Annotated in this window: 17 protein-coding genes and 1 tRNA gene; 3 read left to right on the top strand and 15 right to left on the bottom strand. The window is 60.9% G+C overall.

The features are described 5' to 3' along the window. The first annotated feature begins 103 nt into the window (after positions 1–103). The 3 genes from VGB22_03430 (at position 104) to VGB22_03420 (ending at position 2,455) form a co-directional block, all read left to right on the top strand. Positions 104–535 (top strand): single-stranded DNA-binding protein, encoded by a 432-nt coding sequence (locus VGB22_03430; protein ID HEX9750330.1) that lies wholly within the window; start codon positions 104–106, stop codon positions 533–535. Between the two features lie 125 nt (positions 536–660). After that, positions 661–1,872 (top strand): DegT/DnrJ/EryC1/StrS family aminotransferase, encoded by a 1,212-nt coding sequence (locus tag VGB22_03425; GenBank protein HEX9750329.1) that lies wholly within the window; start codon positions 661–663, stop codon positions 1,870–1,872. Beyond that, positions 1,847–2,455, top strand: coding sequence for a sugar transferase (locus VGB22_03420; GenBank protein HEX9750328.1), 609 nt, complete (start codon positions 1,847–1,849; stop codon positions 2,453–2,455). Before VGB22_03425 ends, VGB22_03420 begins: the two co-directional genes overlap by 26 nt. A gap of 6 nt (positions 2,456–2,461) precedes the next feature. On the opposite strand, the gene VGB22_03415 is transcribed toward VGB22_03420, so the two are convergent. The 15 genes from VGB22_03415 to VGB22_03345 all read right to left on the bottom strand — a co-directional run bounded on the left by VGB22_03415 (position 2,462) and on the right by VGB22_03345 (position 15,692). Continuing rightward, the gene (locus VGB22_03415; protein HEX9750327.1) at positions 2,462–3,124 is read right to left on the bottom strand and encodes a hypothetical protein; all 663 of its coding nucleotides are present in this window, start codon (positions 3,122–3,124) and stop codon (positions 2,462–2,464) included. A 37-nt stretch (positions 3,125–3,161) separates the two neighbouring features. After that, positions 3,162–3,234 (bottom strand) — tRNA-Gly (locus tag VGB22_03410). 70 nt (positions 3,235–3,304) lie between these two features. After that, the gene (locus VGB22_03405; GenBank protein HEX9750326.1) at positions 3,305–4,891 is read right to left on the bottom strand and encodes a S8 family serine peptidase; all 1,587 of its coding nucleotides are present in this window, start codon (positions 4,889–4,891) and stop codon (positions 3,305–3,307) included. A gap of 106 nt (positions 4,892–4,997) precedes the next feature. Next, a complete protein-coding gene (locus VGB22_03400) occupies positions 4,998–5,753 on the bottom strand; it encodes an amino acid ABC transporter ATP-binding protein (protein HEX9750325.1) in 756 nt (251 codons plus the stop codon). Positions 5,754–5,764: 11 nt separating this feature from the next. Continuing rightward, positions 5,765–6,397, bottom strand: a complete 633-nt coding sequence (locus VGB22_03395; protein ID HEX9750324.1) for an amino acid ABC transporter permease — start codon at positions 6,395–6,397, stop codon at positions 5,765–5,767. Positions 6,398–6,615: 218 nt separating this feature from the next. Next, a complete protein-coding gene (locus VGB22_03390) occupies positions 6,616–7,422 on the bottom strand; it encodes a basic amino acid ABC transporter substrate-binding protein (GenBank protein HEX9750323.1) in 807 nt (268 codons plus the stop codon). A gap of 90 nt (positions 7,423–7,512) precedes the next feature. Next, on the bottom strand, positions 7,513–8,457 hold the full coding sequence (locus VGB22_03385; protein ID HEX9750322.1) for a DUF5668 domain-containing protein: 945 nt from the start codon (positions 8,455–8,457) through the stop codon (positions 7,513–7,515). Further along, positions 8,444–8,941: a PspC domain-containing protein gene (locus VGB22_03380; GenBank protein HEX9750321.1), complete on the bottom strand. Its 498-nt coding sequence runs from the start codon at positions 8,939–8,941 to the stop codon at positions 8,444–8,446. The genes VGB22_03385 and VGB22_03380 overlap by 14 nt, the downstream gene beginning before the upstream one ends. Before the next feature lie 103 nt (positions 8,942–9,044). Continuing rightward, positions 9,045–9,800, bottom strand: a complete 756-nt coding sequence (locus tag VGB22_03375; GenBank protein HEX9750320.1) for a protein-L-isoaspartate(D-aspartate) O-methyltransferase — start codon at positions 9,798–9,800, stop codon at positions 9,045–9,047. A gap of 119 nt (positions 9,801–9,919) precedes the next feature. Then, positions 9,920–10,558, bottom strand: a complete 639-nt coding sequence (locus VGB22_03370; GenBank protein ID HEX9750319.1) for a hypothetical protein — start codon at positions 10,556–10,558, stop codon at positions 9,920–9,922. A 672-nt stretch (positions 10,559–11,230) separates the two neighbouring features. Further along, complete coding sequence (locus VGB22_03365; protein HEX9750318.1) at positions 11,231–11,827, bottom strand: sigma-70 family RNA polymerase sigma factor; 597 nt, start codon at positions 11,825–11,827, stop codon at positions 11,231–11,233. 20 nt (positions 11,828–11,847) lie between these two features. After that, the gene (gene holA / locus VGB22_03360; GenBank protein HEX9750317.1) at positions 11,848–12,879 is read right to left on the bottom strand and encodes a DNA polymerase III subunit delta; all 1,032 of its coding nucleotides are present in this window, start codon (positions 12,877–12,879) and stop codon (positions 11,848–11,850) included. Positions 12,880–12,981: 102 nt separating this feature from the next. Continuing rightward, positions 12,982–13,293: a hypothetical protein gene (locus VGB22_03355; protein HEX9750316.1), complete on the bottom strand. Its 312-nt coding sequence runs from the start codon at positions 13,291–13,293 to the stop codon at positions 12,982–12,984. A gap of 326 nt (positions 13,294–13,619) precedes the next feature. Continuing rightward, positions 13,620–14,801: a deoxyguanosinetriphosphate triphosphohydrolase gene (locus VGB22_03350; GenBank protein ID HEX9750315.1), complete on the bottom strand. Its 1,182-nt coding sequence runs from the start codon at positions 14,799–14,801 to the stop codon at positions 13,620–13,622. A 42-nt stretch (positions 14,802–14,843) separates the two neighbouring features. Next, a complete protein-coding gene (locus VGB22_03345; GenBank protein HEX9750314.1) occupies positions 14,844–15,692 on the bottom strand; it encodes a hypothetical protein in 849 nt (282 codons plus the stop codon). Positions 15,693–15,702 lie beyond the last annotated feature (10 nt).

Below are 15,702 nucleotides of genomic sequence, written 5' to 3'. Positions count from 1 at the left end.
GGATCGACGGCGGACAACGGGATCGGGCTCGGACTCTCAGGGCCGGGTCAAGTGGTGTCGGACCGTGTGGAGGTAGATACAGCCGTTCTCCAGGAGGAATACCATGGCGTCTCTAAACAAAGTCATGCTCATCGGCAATCTCGGCAAAGACCCGGAAATGAAGTACACCCCCGGCGGCCAAGCGGTTACCACGTTTTCACTGGCGACCTCCAGACGATGGAAGGATAAGGACGGTGCCGACAAAGAGGACACGCAGTGGCACAACATCAAGGTTTGGGGACGCTCGGCCGAAGTCGCGCAGCAATACCTTAAGAAGGGACGTCAAATCTATGTCGAAGGACGTCTGGAAACTCGTACCTACGATGACAAGGACGGAAACCGCAAGTATTTCACCGAAGTAGTCGCCTTCCAGTTTTTGATGCTCGGCAGCAAGCGCGACGACGGCGCACCATCCGAGGAGTTTAGTGGAGCACCGAGCGGTGCGGCGATGTCGGGCGGCGCCCCATCCGGCGGGGATGAGGATATTCCGTTCTAATGTCAGAGCTTGCGCGCGTGGGCACGCTCCGGGGAATCGATCATCGGCGGGTCCTTGATGAGTCCGGGGCCGCCTGGTCAATTGCCTTGCCTTCCGCGCGACGCCATGATTAAGTCCCCGGTGTGATGCGCAACGGGGCCACGGCACAGAGTCAGCCCGCATTCAGACGGAGCACGTTTCTCCCCTTTGCGGCTCCGTCTATCGGCGAGGCCGAGATCGACGCGGTCGTCGAGACGCTGCGCGGCGGGTGGCTGACATCCGGCCCCAGAGTACGCGAGTTCGAAGAAGCGTTTGCCTCTGCAGTCGGCGTCCGGCATGCGGTCGCGGTAAACTCCTGCACCGCGGCATTGCATCTGGCGCTTGACGCCGTCGGGGTCGGGCCCGGCGATGAGGTCATCACGACACCGATGACGTTTGCTGCCAGTGCCAATGTCATCGTGCACCTGGGGGCCAAGCCGGTCTTTGCCGACATCGACCCGTTGACGATGAACATCGATCCGCCGCAGATCGAGTGGGCGCTCGGCCGGTGCCATCGCGCCCGGGCCATCGTGCCCGTGCACTTCGCCGGACTGGCCTGCGAGATGGACGCGATTACCGGCATCGCCCAACGGCGCGAGTTGTCTGTGATCGAGGATGCGGCGCACTGCTTTCCGACCACATACAAAGACCGGTTGATCGGATCAATCGGTGATGTGACGTGTTTCTCATTTTATGCTACGAAGACCATCACGACCGGCGAGGGCGGCATGGCGACGACAGACGACCCCGCGCTGGCCGACCGGATGTGCACGCAACGTCTGCACGGCATGAGCCGCAACGCGTGGATGCGTTACGCCGAGAGCGGCACCTGGCGATATGACATCACGGCGCCCGGATACAAATGTAACATGCCCGAATTGGCCGCGGCGTTGGGGCTGGTGCAGTTGTCGCGCGCCGGCGAACTCGCGCGACGGCGGCGCGCCACCGCCGGCCGATACACGCAGGCGTTCCGCGACACCGCCGAATGTCTGGAGACACCGCCCAATGCGCAAACAAACGACGAGCACTCGTGGCACTTGTATGTGATCAAGCTGCGACTGCAGGCGCTGACGATCGACCGCGACCGTTTCATCGAAGAATTGCGGGCCGCCAACATCGGCACCTCAGTGCATTTCATCCCCTTGCATTTGCAGCCGTACTACCGCGACACATTTGGACTGACGCCGGAAGACTTTCCGCAGAGCACGGAGGTTTCCGAGCGCATCATCAGTCTGCCGATCTATCCGGGCATGAGCGACGGGGACATCGGCGATGTCATTGAAGCCGTTACCGATGTCTGCCGACGCCACCGCCGCTGAACACGCCAAACGCGGCTTCGATCTCATCGTGGCGGCGTTGGGATTGGTGCTGACATCGCCTGTCTTGATCGTCACGGCGCTGCTGGTACGGCTGACCTCAAAGGGACCGGTTTTCTTTCGACAGGAACGCATCGGGCGCGGCTTTCGCCCCTTTTCGATCTACAAATTCCGCACGATGAGGGCCGGTGCTGATCTCGGGCCATCGGTGACATCACACAACGATCCGCGCATCACGCCCCTGGGACGCCGGTTGCGACGGTTCAAAATCGACGAACTGCCTCAATTGTTGAACGTGCTCAAAGGCGAGATGAGCATGGTCGGGCCGCGCCCGGAAGTGCGACGGTATGTGGAACTGTTCCGCAATGACTACGAGGAGATCTTAAGCGTACGGCCGGGCATCACCGACGACGCCAGCATCGAATTCCGCCACGAAGAACGCATCCTCGGCGCGGCGACCGATCCACAGGCGCTGTATGTGCGGGATGTCCTGCCGCAGAAGATCGAACTGGCGAAACGTTACGTGCGCACAATGGGACTCGGGCGCGACGTCGTCATCCTGCTGAGGACGCTTCTGCACCTGTAATGGTGCTCAATACCTGCGGACCGACTCGATCATCGTCCAGAATGCGGCGGCTCCTTCGTCGACGACATCCGCCGGGCCCACCAGTTTGAAGAACAGCGGCCCTTGCGGCGCTTCGACAATCGCCCCAATGAGTTTGTATCCGGCCATCGGCACCTGCCGCGAATTGGCCGGGCCACCCATGGACAAGTTGTATGTGCCCGTCAGTTCGATCGATGTCACCGATAGATCATTGACCGTTCGAGTCTGAATAATGGCCGCATCCTTTGGATCGGAACCATCGGGCCGGCTGAACTGCCCGATCCAACGATCGATGTTGTCCTGAACCTCGCCGCCCTGACCCTCCCCAAAAAAGAATACACCGCACTCGGCGGCATGACCCTCCACGCCAAGCAGATAGGTCGCTGCGCGCATCGGACGCGCCCGGTCACGTCCCCATTCGGCAGGTACCTGCCACTCGACGCCAGCGGTCGATTGCTTGTCGGGGTCGCCCCGCATCGGCGGTGGCTGGGGGATACCCAGCTTTGTTTCCTCCGTCGTGGGGGGGTGCGACGCATCGGAAACTTGCGATTTGTCGACCTTCTCGAAATTCGAATCTCCACACCCGATCGACAGCAGCAACGCACAAAGACCCGGAGCAGCGAGCTTCATGTGCCGACAGAACCTGAGCATTACGACTCCCATGGAAAAAAGTGCCCTGAGTATCACAAGCGGGAGACGGGATTCGAACCCGCGACCAACAGCTTGGAAGGCTGTGACTCTGCCAACTGAGTTACTCCCGCATCGTTCGTGTATGATAATCCGGCGATTCCGCACGTTGCAACCGGCTTCTTGCGAGGAGAGGCGGAGCGTTCATGGTGCGGACTTCCAGGCGATCTTGATGAGATCCTCCTGGAGCGGAGTCTTCACACGACAGAGGTATATCCCCGTCGCGATACGATTCCCATCGGCGGTGCGGCCATTCCATTCGACCTCTTGCCCTTCAAAGAGCGTATCGAATACGATCCGTCCGTTGATGGCATAGACCTGGAGCTGTGTTGTGCCGTTGCCAGCCATGAGATCTTCACGCGGGATCGATACGGTCATCCTGTCGGTCGCGGGATTCGGCCAAGCGCGGATGGCTTTCAGGTCGCGCAGCCACGGTCGATCGACGATGATCCCGGCCGCCATCACCGCGCGGATAAAGCCCCAGCCGATATCGTTTCCGGGAATGATGGCATCGCCGGATGCGCGCAATCGCTCGATCAGTTCAAAGGGAGTCAGGTCGGGATCATTCTGCAGCACGAGGGCACACACGCCGGTGACGATGGGCGTGGCCATCGAAGTCCCGTTGGCAGCGCCGTAACCCGTCAGGGGGAATGCAACGCGCACGCCGACACCCGGAGCGATGACATCGGGCTTGATCCGCCCGTCGGCGGTCGGGCCGCACGACGAAAACGAGGCCTTTTCACCGGACAGCGTCGCCGCCCCCACCGCCAGGACCGAGTCACCATCGGCGGGCACGAGCAGGTGCGGCCCACCGCCGCAGCCGCCGTTTCCGGCGGCATTGACGACCAGCATGCCGCGCGCCGCCGCCATGTCGGCTGCGATGGTCGACAGCGCGGTGTTGCCGTCGAAGTCTTCCGGGGCAATCCACTCGGCATATCCCAGCGAACTGGATACCAGGTCGCAGCCGATCGAGTCGAGCCACTCAAGCCCGGCGACCCAGTTGGATTCCTCGATTTCGATTTCCAGATCGACGTACTCGGTCTTGGCTACCGCATACTGGGCGCGCGGCGCAACTCCGATCAATTCGCCCGGGGCAAAGCCCGCGCACAATGAGAGCGTCTGCGTGCCGTGCCGCATCTGGGCAAAGTCCTCATCCTCGACATCGTCGTCACCATCGATGAAGTCGCGCGCGGCCATCAGCCGCAGTGAGTCGAAAACCTCAATTCCCAGGGAAAACCCAGTGTCCAGGAAACCGATCTTGACGCCTTGTCCATCGAGTCCGGCCCGGTGCAGGGAATCGACACCGATTGCGGTGTGCTGGGAGAGCGAGAGACCATAGTCGAAGGCAACCATTGCGCCGGGGGAGGGCGCGACATGGTCGCGCGGCGACCCGTCCTCAACGACTTCTCGCGGCCGTCGATAGATCGTGACCGGCTGCAGCGAGTCGACAAACGGCAACGAGGCGACATCGTCGAGCCGGTCAATCGGGATGCGGCACGCCAGGGCATTGAACCAGCGGCTTTCGGCGCGCACATCCGCCCCCATGTCTTCAACTGCGTCTCGGTACACCCTGTTGACGGGGATGTCGAGCGCGGCATTGTACGCTCCGCCACGGAGCGTAATCCGCGCCATCGCCGCCGGCGAGACCCACGGATGAATTTCGGAGCGAGCGTGTCCCTTATCTCTGAGAAACACCCAGATGGGCCGCGCATCGTGTGCGGCGGCGATCACGCCCGATCTCAACGTGCTTTCGGTCGGTCCGGCGCTGAGCACCGCGGCGCCAGCGCACGCCATGAGGAGTGACACGGCCGTCAGGCAGCGTCGGCCACGACCGCGATTAGCGGACGACGTTTTCAATGAACTTGCGGATGCGCTCATGCGTCGGCGCAACCAGCATCTCCTGCGGCGAGCCCGACGCGATGATCCGTCCGCCCTCGAGGAATGCGACACGGTGCGCGATTTCACGGACAAAACCCAGTTCGTGGGACACGATGACCATCGTCATGCCATCTTCGGCCAATCGCCGCATGACGCTTAACACTTCGCCGATCATTTCGGAGTCGAGCGCCGATGTCGGCTCATCGAAGAGCATGACGCTCGGTCCCATCGCCAATGCGCGCGCAATCGCGACTCGTTGTTGCTGGCCTCCGGACAACTCGGCGGGATGCGAATGGAGTTTCTCGCCCAACCCCACATGATCCAGGTTCTCGCGTGCCCGCACCTGCGCATCCGTCTTCGATAGCTTCAGAACGACACGCGGCGCCAACGCGACATTCTCCAATGCGGTCAAGTGCGGAAACAGGTTGAACTGCTGGAAAACCATCCCCGTCTTGGCGCGCAGGGCGTTGATGTCGGCGCTGCGTGCATTGACCGAGTTGCCGGAGATTTCAATGGTGCCGGAGTCGGGGCGTTCCAGTCCATTGAGGCACCGCAACAGCGTGGACTTGCCGCCGCCTGAGGGGCCGACTAAGACAACGACTTCGCAATGGCCCACGGTCAGATCGACACCGTCAAGGGCAATCAGTTGACCGAAGCGTTTGCGCAAACCTCGCGCGATGACGATCGCCGACTGATGGGGCCGCTGTGTGCTCATGGCAGGAAGGACTATCGGGGCGTCGCGGCCGTACCGAAGCCTTTGATCTGGAACCGTTGCTCCAATGAGTGGGTCAGACGCGTCAGCAGCAGTGTCATGACCAGATAGATCAGCCCGACCATCAGCCAGGTCTGAAAGTCGACAAAAAACTGGGAATAGTACTCGCGGCCCGCCCGCGTCAATTCGCGCAGCCCGATGATCGAAACAAGCGACGAATCCTTCAGGCAGGCGATAAACTCGTTGACCGTCGGTGGAATGGTGATGCGAATGGTCTGCGGCAGGATGACATGACGGAGCGCCTGCAGCGGGGACATCCCCAGCGCGGCCGCCGCTTCGTGCTGACCGCGGGCAATCGCCATGACCCCGCCCCGAATAATCTCCGCCTGGTATGCGGAATAACAGATGCCGATAGCTAACACTCCGGCCGTGAAGCGGTCGAGATTGAGCACCGTACCCAGTCCGAAATAGATGAAGAAAATCTGCACCAACAGCGGCACGCCGCGCAGAACATCGACATAGATGCGGCACCCCCAAATGATCGGACGAATCCCGGTTAAGGGGAGCAACCCGACAACGATCCCGACGACCAGCGACAACACGAACGACAGCAGGGTGACGACAATCGTCATCGGCAGGGCCGGCAGCAGGAACTTAAGGATGTTCAGCGCCAGCGTGCCTTGTTCAATGATAAAGTCGATGGGTCACTCGCTTTGAACCGGGGCGTTCCCCAAGCCATTTCGGTCCAGCAAGTTATGCGGCAACCGATCGGGTTGCAACTCGTTTTGAGCCGCCCGATCACAGAGACCGCGATGCCACGCCTGGAGCAAGAGAAACTGGGAACAACGGCGCAGGACGACAGCGTTCAGCCGCCGGCCCCAAACCAGCGATCGTGTATCTTTTCGTAGCGTCCGTCACTGACAATCGCGGAGAGGGCGCGGTTGATTTGCAAGAGCAAGTCGGCATCCTCCAGTCGTACCGCAAGGCCGTACTGCTCTGACGTCAAGGGGGGGCCGGCGACGCGTGAGTATGCCCGTTGCCTGACGATCAGCTCCGCGGTCGGAAGATCGGTGATGACCGCGTCGAGACGCCCGTTCTCCATGTCGATGAACGCCGCGCCGATATTCTCGAACAGGACGAGTTCCGCGCGGGGAATCTCGCGCGCCCGACGTTCACCGGTTGTGCCCAACTGGACACCGATGCGCAATCCCGTCAGATCATCGACGCTCTGCACGGAGGAGTCATAGATCGGCACGGCGATGGCCTGACCGCCGTCATAGTAGGAATCGCTGAACGCGACCTGCCTTGCCCGTTCGGGCGTGATCGTGAATGTCGAGGCGATCATGTCGTACTTTCCGCTCACCAGCCCGGCGATGATTCCATCAAACGGCACCACCACAAACTCCGGCGCGCAGCCCAAATCGCGGCAGACTTCGGCCACCAAATCGGCATCGAATCCAATGACCTGGCCGGTCGCGGTATCGATGGACTCAAACGGCGGATAGGTTGCGTCCGTCCCGACCCGAAGCACGCCGGTGCGTTGCACGCGCTCCCAGCCACTCTCGTTAGACCCGCCGCATTGACAGCAGGCAAATGACAGGATCACAAACAGCGCGATCGTTCCGAATCCGACGGGGGAACTGGACAGTCGATGGTGTGCGTGTGGATTCATCGGCGCTATCATGCGTCGAATCGACTCCCCGATTCAAGAAAAAACGCCGCTGACGGGCGGCGTCGTTTCCGTGCGGCGGTACGATCGGCGCTATATCGAGGATTCGGCGTCGCCGGAATTGGTCCGGTGGATATTCAGCGTGGAGACGCCCGACTCCAGGTCGATGCGCAGACGGACCGGCTGTAATTCGAAATCGGGCGATTCCAGAATGCCGCCCTTGTCGATCAGTTCGAGCCCCACCGCCGAAAAGCGTGTCAGTACTTCATCCTTCCGGATGGAAATGCCGGCGACCGCAGGGATGGTCAAATCGACCGCGGCCGCTCCGCAACTCAATGCGCAGTCGACCATCCCGGAGAGCGTGCCGAACACGATGTCGATTTCCGAAGCGCCGGCTTCCAGATCGAGTTTCTCCAACCGTATCCCGGTGAAGTCCAGACGCATCCGTGTGGCGCCGCCGGAAACTTTGACATCAGCCGGCAGCCGATCGGCTATCTTGAGCAGCCACAGGTCGCGCTTGTTGACGTCGTGCTCGTGATCCTTGACGTGCACGAGAACCTCGGCACCATCGTTCCGCCAATCGACCTCGGGCTGACGGCCCCAGTACCGGAGTCGCCCTTCCACAAGATTCTCGTCTCCGGTGCCGTTGCGGACAACGACGCGTCCCCCGGCCTTCTCGAGCACGATCCGAATCCGCTCGTTGTCGGGAGTGCCGACCGTGGTCCATGAATATGTCTCGCTGTCGAACATGTCGGAAGTATCCGACTCAATGTTGCGCCGCCAGTCCCAATCGTTGCCGCCGGCAAAGGCGACATAAGCGACCGTGCCGAGGATTAACACCGGCGACAGAAACGCCAACGGCTTGTATCGATCGGTCGCCGTGAAGATTTTCTCAATGCCGATGGCGATGAGCAACACCGGCCAGAAGTGGCTCAGACTCCACCAGAAGTCCCAATTGATGTAGTCCAACGTCGACAGAAGCAGCAGCACGCCGAGCACGATCAGGATGATGCCGCTTCGGAGTCTACCGACTCTCATTGGCGACCTCCTTATTCGTATGATCGTACACGGTGTCCGATTCTTGTCGCTTGTTCGGATCCAGACCGCGCACGATCAGGGCCACACCCAGCCCGATCAGCAACAGCGGCCAAATGAGATCGAAGTCAAACCAGAAGAACACGTGGCGTGCCAGAAACACCATTCCCAACGCGATGAGAATCAGGCCGGGCCAAAAGCCCACTCCATGGCGCCGCCCATTGTTGGGGGGCGCTCCCACCCCGACGGCGCTGTTCGCCGGGGCAGCGTCGGCAGTCGTGCCCGCAGCTCCGGGAATCGGCAGGGGCCGCGCCGGGATCACGATCCAGCAAATGGCGTATGCCAACAGACCCAGGCCGTTGGCGAAAATGGTCAAAACGAACAGGATCCGTACCCATGCCGGGTCGATATCAAAGTATTCGCCCAGCCCGCCACAGACACCGGCGATGACTTTGGATTCATGCGATCGGAAGACACGCTTGCTCATACCAGCACCTCCACCTCGGCTCGAAGCGGACGGCGATGCCGTCCCCAAACCAGATGAGTCTACGAAAGCCTGTCGTCGAGGTTGCGCCTTTCAGCGTCCGGTGTCATGGCTCATCGCGCCGCCCGGCACTATCGCCCGGCTGTGCCGACGACGCCGGACCGTGTTGGGCGTCTCCGGTCATCGGCACAAACCGAACTCCGAATCGCTCCTCGGTGATCAGACTATCGGGCGTCTTCGTGAGGACCATCAGATTCTGCGTATCAGACCCGACCGGCAGGACCATTCGTCCACCCACAGCCAGTTGATCGACCAGCGGCTGCGGAATATGATCGGGTGCCGCGGTCACGATGATGCCGTCGAAGGGGGCACGCTCCGGCCACCCACGGTACCCATCGCCGATGCGCACACGGACGTTGCGGTAGGCGAGAACCGCCAGCGTCGACTCGGCCCGTAGTCCGAGAGGTTCGACGATTTCAATCGTGTAGACGTCCCGGACAATCTCGGCGAGCACGGCGGCCTGATACCCCGAACCGGTTCCGATCTCCAGGACGCGATGGCCGGGTTTGGGCTCCAACGCTTCTGTCATCGCCGCCACAATGAACGGCTGTGAGATCGTCTGTTCACATCCGATCGGGAGCGGGTGGTCGCCATAGGCACGAGAGACTTGATCGGCGGGGATGAAGCGGTGCCGCGGCACCGTGCGCATCGCATCGAGAACTGTCAGGTCGACAATACCGCGCGCGACGATCTGGGTTTCGACCATCCGTCTCCGCTTTTCGGCATACGCCGCTGAGTCGGCGGCCGACTCACCTGCTGATGCGTGCTGACTCATTCCCGTGGCCAGAATAATGGCTGCCATTGCGATTCTACGCATAACGACCGGTCCGAACAAGGAACGCATCGATTGGGGATGTGTTTGCACGGAGCAAAAGAAAGCCCGCCACGAGGGCGGGCTCACGGCGAGATTGGGGAATCGGCTCAACGCTGCTCGGTGCCCTCATGAATTGCGTTGATGCGTCGCACCAGTTCCGCGTGTTTTCTGTTCCATTCGGCGATCGCGTCGTCGTCAGTCAGGCGGCTGCGGCAGTTGTTAAACTGCGCCAGAGCCGAATCGACCAGCAGACGGTCATCGGTGATCTGACCAATGCGATACCACAAAGCACATAACTCCTGCCATTGGTCTTCGGAGCGATCGGTTTCGCCGATTAATTGGGCCTCACCGATTAGGTGCCGTAACTCCGCGATCTCATCAAGCCGGCGCATGGCATCCGACGGGGACTTGGAATCCGAAAATCCGGTTTGCGGCCGCAATCGCGGGGCATCCAAGAGGCGGCCAGGAACAGCGGCATCGGCGCTTTCGGCCAGTCGCCGATCGTCGAGCAATTCCCTGTCCAGCCCCGCGTACGAATCCTGAAGCCGCATCGCGCGGTCGTCGGAAACGGTGCGCGGGGGGGTATCCTGAATGATCTCGCCGAGCCGCGTCACTTGACGTTCCGGCCAGACCTCCGCGTCATCGGAATCGGAGGCAGGCGGCATGGTCGTCGGGAATTGTCCCCAGAGGGCAGTCTGTGATGCCTTTTCCTCGGGCGACAGCGAGGGAATTACAGGTTGCCGCACGCCGTCCGAACGCGATGCCGATGCCGCAGAAGTACCCGCAAGTTTTTGTTCGAGCATCGGCGACGTGGCGGGACCGCGATTCTCAGTAGCAGGCGCCGGGGACGTCTCACTTTCGGGCTCGGACAATCCCTCGGGTGCATTGGCCAGAGGGTGTGACTGCTCCCTGCTCTCCCCGACTGTGACCGGAACTTCCGATTCCATCCTAATTGGAGCGTTGCTCTTAAGAAGCACGTCACGCCCAATCAGCGCCGCAAGGACAGCCACCCCGGCCAGTGGCACCCACCGCCACACAGGCCGCGGGAAAAATGCGGGAGCCGGAATCCTGACTGGCGTTGGGTACGGGTCCTCCACGATGCGACGTGCGACTCGTGGAGCAAAGTTTGCCCAGTACGCGTCGCCAGGATCCGGGGTCTGCTCGGTGGCCAATACGCGGTCAAGCTTCAGCGCGTCATCGACTTGTCGCTGCATTTCCGTCGATTCTGACGCCAGTTGGCGCACATCATCCGGTAACGGATCGGCACCGTGACGATCAAGCCACTGACGGAGTTTGCGCGAGTTCATCGTTGCAGTCCTTCCCTCATCAGACATACCAATGACACGGGCAATTATTCCCACAATTAGATAATATTCTCGAATTCATAAGATATTGCGACGCAGTAGTTTAGCGCGTCCCTATCCATCCCATTGAGCAAGGACATCACCCAGTGCCTTGCGCAACCGTCCACGCGCTCTTGCCAGACGCGACATGACAGTACCCAATGATATGTTGAGGGTCTCGGCAATCTCCTCGTAACTCATGCCTTCTTTCACGCGAAGCCCGATAATCGTACGGTATACGGCTGGCAGCTCATTGATGGCCCGCGTCACTTTCGCCATCAATTGCCGACGGTGGAGTTCCGAATCGGGCCGATCCGCTCCGGAGTTTTCGGCCGCGATGCGTGAGGCCACTTCGTCGGTGAGTTGAGCGCGGTACTGGCGCTTACGGATGAGATTGAGCGCGAGATTTGTCGTGCTCTTACACAGCCAGGCACCCAGGGGCCGTTCCGGATCGATCCTCGCCAGAGCGCCATACGTCCGAACAAAGACATCCTGCGCAATTTCATCGGCCAGATCGTGCGTGCGCACCAGATGGTATGCCCACCGGTAGACCTGGCGCTGGTAGCGTTTCACCAATGCGTCGAAGGCGTGACGGTCACCCTGTTGTGCCGCGCGGATGAGATCCGGCTCGGACGGTTCGGGGGCATCGTTGCGCTGGTTTGCTTCGGTCATGGCCGGGGGCGTGGCCGGTCTCAACCGCGCCGGGTTGTCGCAGGGACGTCAAACCACAATGGCGATGCCGTACGGGTGCCACGGCACAACCGATACATGAGGAGCTCGACGGCGGTTCGGCCGGGAATGGTTGAGGTCTTGATACTCCAATCCGTCTCGCAAATTGCCTCCAGGGCATCGGCTGCGCGCTCCGCGTCGATGCGCACCGCCTGCGGACGTAATTTCCTGATAATGAATGGGCGCAGACCCGTCGATTGAGCAATCTGCGCATCGGCTACGCCGGCACCGAACGGCGTGAGCAACAGCACACGCTGGTAATGCCCAAACAGTGCAGCGGTCACATAGACTGAGACATCTCCCTGGGTGTAGAGCGACTGTAGTGTTTGGAGTGCCCTGGTCAAATCGTCAGAGCCGACCGCGTCGGCCAATTCGAAGACCGTGTGCTCACCGTCGCCGGCGACGACGGCAGTGATCTCCTGTTCGGACAATCGTCGCTGTCCAGCTCCTGAATAGAGCAACGCCCGTTCGATGGTCTGGCGCATTTCGAACAGATCCGTCCCGTGAAGCAGCGCCAGGTGTTCGGCGGCCGCAGGGGACAGCGAGGTTCCCAGGTCAGACGCGATGCGTTTGGCCCAGCCGGGGAGATGATTGTCGTAAATAGAAGGAAACTCCTCTGTCGGCACGAGTCGGACCAGTTCCTTGGTGAATGTCAACCGACGGTCGAGCTTCGCGCCAGTCAGCAGCGCCTTGACTCCGTCACTTTGGCGCCGAAGCGCATCCAGTACCGCCTGCTGCCGCAAGAGAGGAATCTTGTCGACATCATGGATGATCACCAACTGCAACGTGGCGAACATCGGCAGACTGTCGATGAGCTGCGCGAGGCGGTCGGGGTCGAGTTGACGTCCGTATTGAATCGACAGGGAACAATCACCACCGGCACGCCACGTGGCCTTCCAGTGCTCGGCCGCATCCCACAACACATAGGGGTTCTCGGCAACAAGTAGATGGACGGGGCCAAAGCGTCCGGCGGCGCGTTCTTCGGAGAAGCTCATCGTCGGTGATGCACAACCCGGTCGGGCTGTGACTTCATCGAACATAGACGATCAGCCGGTCGGTTCCAACAACCGAAACGATGGGGCACTTCGAGATGGAGATTACGCCGGGTGACGTGAGGCGGGATTGGCCGATCGAGCAATCCACCCGATGGTGTAGGGGACCTTCTGGCGCAGAATCTGAGCCGTGTTGCGCATCGGCTCCAGTTCCCGACGGCACAGCATCCGGTTGTTGAGTTGGTTGACGACGGTGAAAGAATCGCCGAGGATTTCGAGGGTTCTATCGTCGAAGAGTGTCGGGTTGATCTGAACGAACTCCAGCAGCGCCAGCAGACTGGCGTACTCACAGGCGGCCTGTGTGCCATGGAACCGTGCCCGAAATGTGATGCTCAATTCCGGGATAACAAACGACACGGTGGCATCGTGTGGTTCGTGGACAGTGCCGTTTCGAGATGTCGAGAAATAACATCGCATCGCAGTCCCTCCATCTCCAGCCCAGTGCAAAGGGGGTGCCGCCGCACCCCGCCTCAGGGGACCCTACCGGGGCAGACCCGCTCCCGACGAGCCCAAGCCGCTCTCTCGCATCGGCTGTCCGATAAGTCGGTTAAAGGCGGTGTGATGTGTGTACGCGAGGCCGGCCGAACCCGTGTCGGGAATGGCATCTTTCCGCGATGCAGGGGTATGCACAAAAGTTGCGCAGTTACGGCAGAGGATTGGTCTGGTGCGGGGCCCGTGGGCGGTCAGACCCGTTCAAACGGATCGAAGAGCTTACGGTATTCAAGCATCGCGTAGCGGTCGGTCATACCGGCGATGTAATCGCAAACAACCTGTCGAATGACACGCGGATCAACGGGGTCCGACGATGCCTCCTGCAGTCGTACCCGGTAGTTTGGCGGAAGCTGCGTCGGCTCCTGCGTATAGGCGTCGAAGAGCCCGCCGATGATGCGGTCGGCTTTCCTGGCCATGCGCACAATTCGATAGTGACGATACATCTTTTCGAAAAGGAATTGCTTCAAGCCCGAGAGTTTTTTGGCAAATTCCGGTGAAAACCGCGCGGGCATCTCGTTGGCGGCGCGCACGTCATCGAGCGATTTGATCTCAAGTGCTTTGATCCGCGAGGTGGTAAAGTCGACTAAGTCGGTGACCTGCCGATTGATCAGAAGGCGGATGATCTGATGCCGCCTCAGTTTTACATCCAGATCGGGCTCGGCCCGGGTTGCCTCGGCCAGGAGCTCGTCCCAAAGCGCGATTCCCTCGAGATCAACGGGGTCGAAGACGCGTCCTCGCAGGCCGTCGTCCAAGTCGTGTGAGTTGTAGGCGATTTCGTCGGCATAGTTGACCAATTGCGCCTCCAGCGTCGGCTTCCATTCGGGGTGAAAACCGGCCGCGTCGGGGCGGTCATAGATCGTCTCGTGTTTGACGATCCCTTCGCGAACTTCAAAACTCAGATTGAGACCGCGGAAGTGCGGATAGCGCCGTTCGAGGACATCCACGACGCGCAGGGACTGCCGGTTGTGGGAGAAGCCGCCATCCTGCTTCATGCGGGCATCAAGCGCCTCTTCGCCCGCATGGCCGAACGGCGTGTGACCGAGATCGTGCGCGAGCGCGACCGACTCCGCCAGGTCCTCGTTTAAGGCCAGCGCGCGCGCAATCGAGCGTGCGATCTGCGCCACTTCAATCGTGTGCGTCAGGCGCGTGCGGTAGTTGTCGCCTTCGTGGTTGACGAAGACCTGCGTTTTGTATTCGAGCCGACGAAATGCCGCCGAGTGGATAATCCGTTCACGGTCGCGCTGGAATGCGGTACGGTACGGATGCGGAGGGTCGGGATGGACACGCCCCAGCGATTGCGCGCTGGTCGCCGCATACGGCGCCCATGCGCGCTGCTCACGCTCGTGCAGATGATCGGTTGTCGCGGTCGGCATTAGTCGCTGTCAGGCATCATGTCTGCGCGGCACTCAGGGCGATCACGGGCACCATGCAATGCCGATGCCGTGCGTTCCACCCAGCTCCGAGTGGCTTATGTATGCGTAGTCAATACGAACACCGCGGAGCGAAATTCGTCCTCCCAGCGAATATCGTATCGGATCGAATCGCAACCCCGTCAAAAGGTCGATTCCGTCGACCAGCCGCAATCGTTGCCCGAGACTGAAACGATCGGCTCCGCCATCTTCGCGAAACCACCGACCGCCGATCGTCAATTCCGGCGGCAGACTCCATGCGACCGAGGCATCGAATATGACCCCGGGGTTCGCATCATTATATATGCCGTCGTAGATTTCATCCAGCGCCAGTCGGCGGACCCCGATGGCTGCGATCCAACTCTCGTGGAGACGCCAGGACGCCGAGAGATCGGCGCCCAAGCCCGAGAAAACGGCGTTACCGGAGCCATACTCTTCGCGCTGGTATTCCAGCGCCACTCCGAATCTCAACGAGCGGAGTGCGCGTACGGAAGCCGCGCCTATGGCGCGAAACTCCTCATACAGCCCTGACTCGCCAAAATGAGCGCCGCCTCCGCCCAGACCCAGCCAGGGATTGACCCGCCAAAAGGCGCTGGCAACAACTTCGTCCATCTGTTCCAGATCAAACAGGCGACGATACGACACTTCGACGCCGCCGGCGCCATTCGCCATTGTGGCAGAATTGAGCCAGACGACCGACGGTTCTCCGGGAACAATGGTGTACACACCGCCCAACGCCTGCAGCGTAGCGGAACCGAATTCTTCCTGCGCGCCGACGGAAGACGCGCCGGCAACGACTCCGAGAATCACGAGAGCGACGCCGAGTAGCCAAGAGGCATGGGACCCTGCACGCATGAGGTCGCCG

The sequence above is a fragment of the Candidatus Zixiibacteriota bacterium genome (assembly GCA_036397555.1).
In the GTDB taxonomy this organism is placed as follows: Bacteria; Zixibacteria; MSB-5A5; order WJJR01; family WJJR01; genus DATKYL01.
Note: the sequence above shows the minus strand (reverse complement) of the source record. Positions and strands in the feature narration are given on the sequence as shown.

Excerpts from the sequence above, each read along its gene's own strand:
- VGB22_03390 (HEX9750323.1), bottom strand. The coding sequence starts at position 7,422 with ATGAATCCACACGCACACCATCGACTGTCCAGTTCCCCCGTCGGATTC.
- VGB22_03380 (HEX9750321.1), bottom strand. The coding sequence starts at position 8,941 with ATGAGCAAGCGTGTCTTCCGATCGCATGAATCCAAAGTCATCGCCGGT.
- VGB22_03400 (HEX9750325.1), bottom strand. The coding sequence starts at position 5,753 with ATGAGCACACAGCGGCCCCATCAGTCGGCGATCGTCATCGCGCGAGGT.
- VGB22_03430 (HEX9750330.1), top strand. The coding sequence starts at position 104 with ATGGCGTCTCTAAACAAAGTCATGCTCATCGGCAATCTCGGCAAAGAC.
- VGB22_03425 (HEX9750329.1), top strand. The coding sequence starts at position 661 with ATGCGCAACGGGGCCACGGCACAGAGTCAGCCCGCATTCAGACGGAGC.
- holA (HEX9750317.1), bottom strand. The coding sequence starts at position 12,879 with ATGAGCTTCTCCGAAGAACGCGCCGCCGGACGCTTTGGCCCCGTCCAT.
- VGB22_03365 (HEX9750318.1), bottom strand. The coding sequence starts at position 11,827 with ATGACCGAAGCAAACCAGCGCAACGATGCCCCCGAACCGTCCGAGCCG.
- VGB22_03345 (HEX9750314.1), bottom strand. The coding sequence starts at position 15,692 with ATGCGTGCAGGGTCCCATGCCTCTTGGCTACTCGGCGTCGCTCTCGTG.
- VGB22_03350 (HEX9750315.1), bottom strand. The coding sequence starts at position 14,801 with ATGCCGACCGCGACAACCGATCATCTGCACGAGCGTGAGCAGCGCGCA.
- VGB22_03375 (HEX9750320.1), bottom strand. The coding sequence starts at position 9,800 with ATGGCAGCCATTATTCTGGCCACGGGAATGAGTCAGCACGCATCAGCA.
- VGB22_03385 (HEX9750322.1), bottom strand. The coding sequence starts at position 8,457 with ATGAGAGTCGGTAGACTCCGAAGCGGCATCATCCTGATCGTGCTCGGC.
- VGB22_03415 (HEX9750327.1), bottom strand. The coding sequence starts at position 3,124 with ATGCTCAGGTTCTGTCGGCACATGAAGCTCGCTGCTCCGGGTCTTTGT.
- VGB22_03420 (HEX9750328.1), top strand. The coding sequence starts at position 1,847 with ATGTCTGCCGACGCCACCGCCGCTGAACACGCCAAACGCGGCTTCGAT.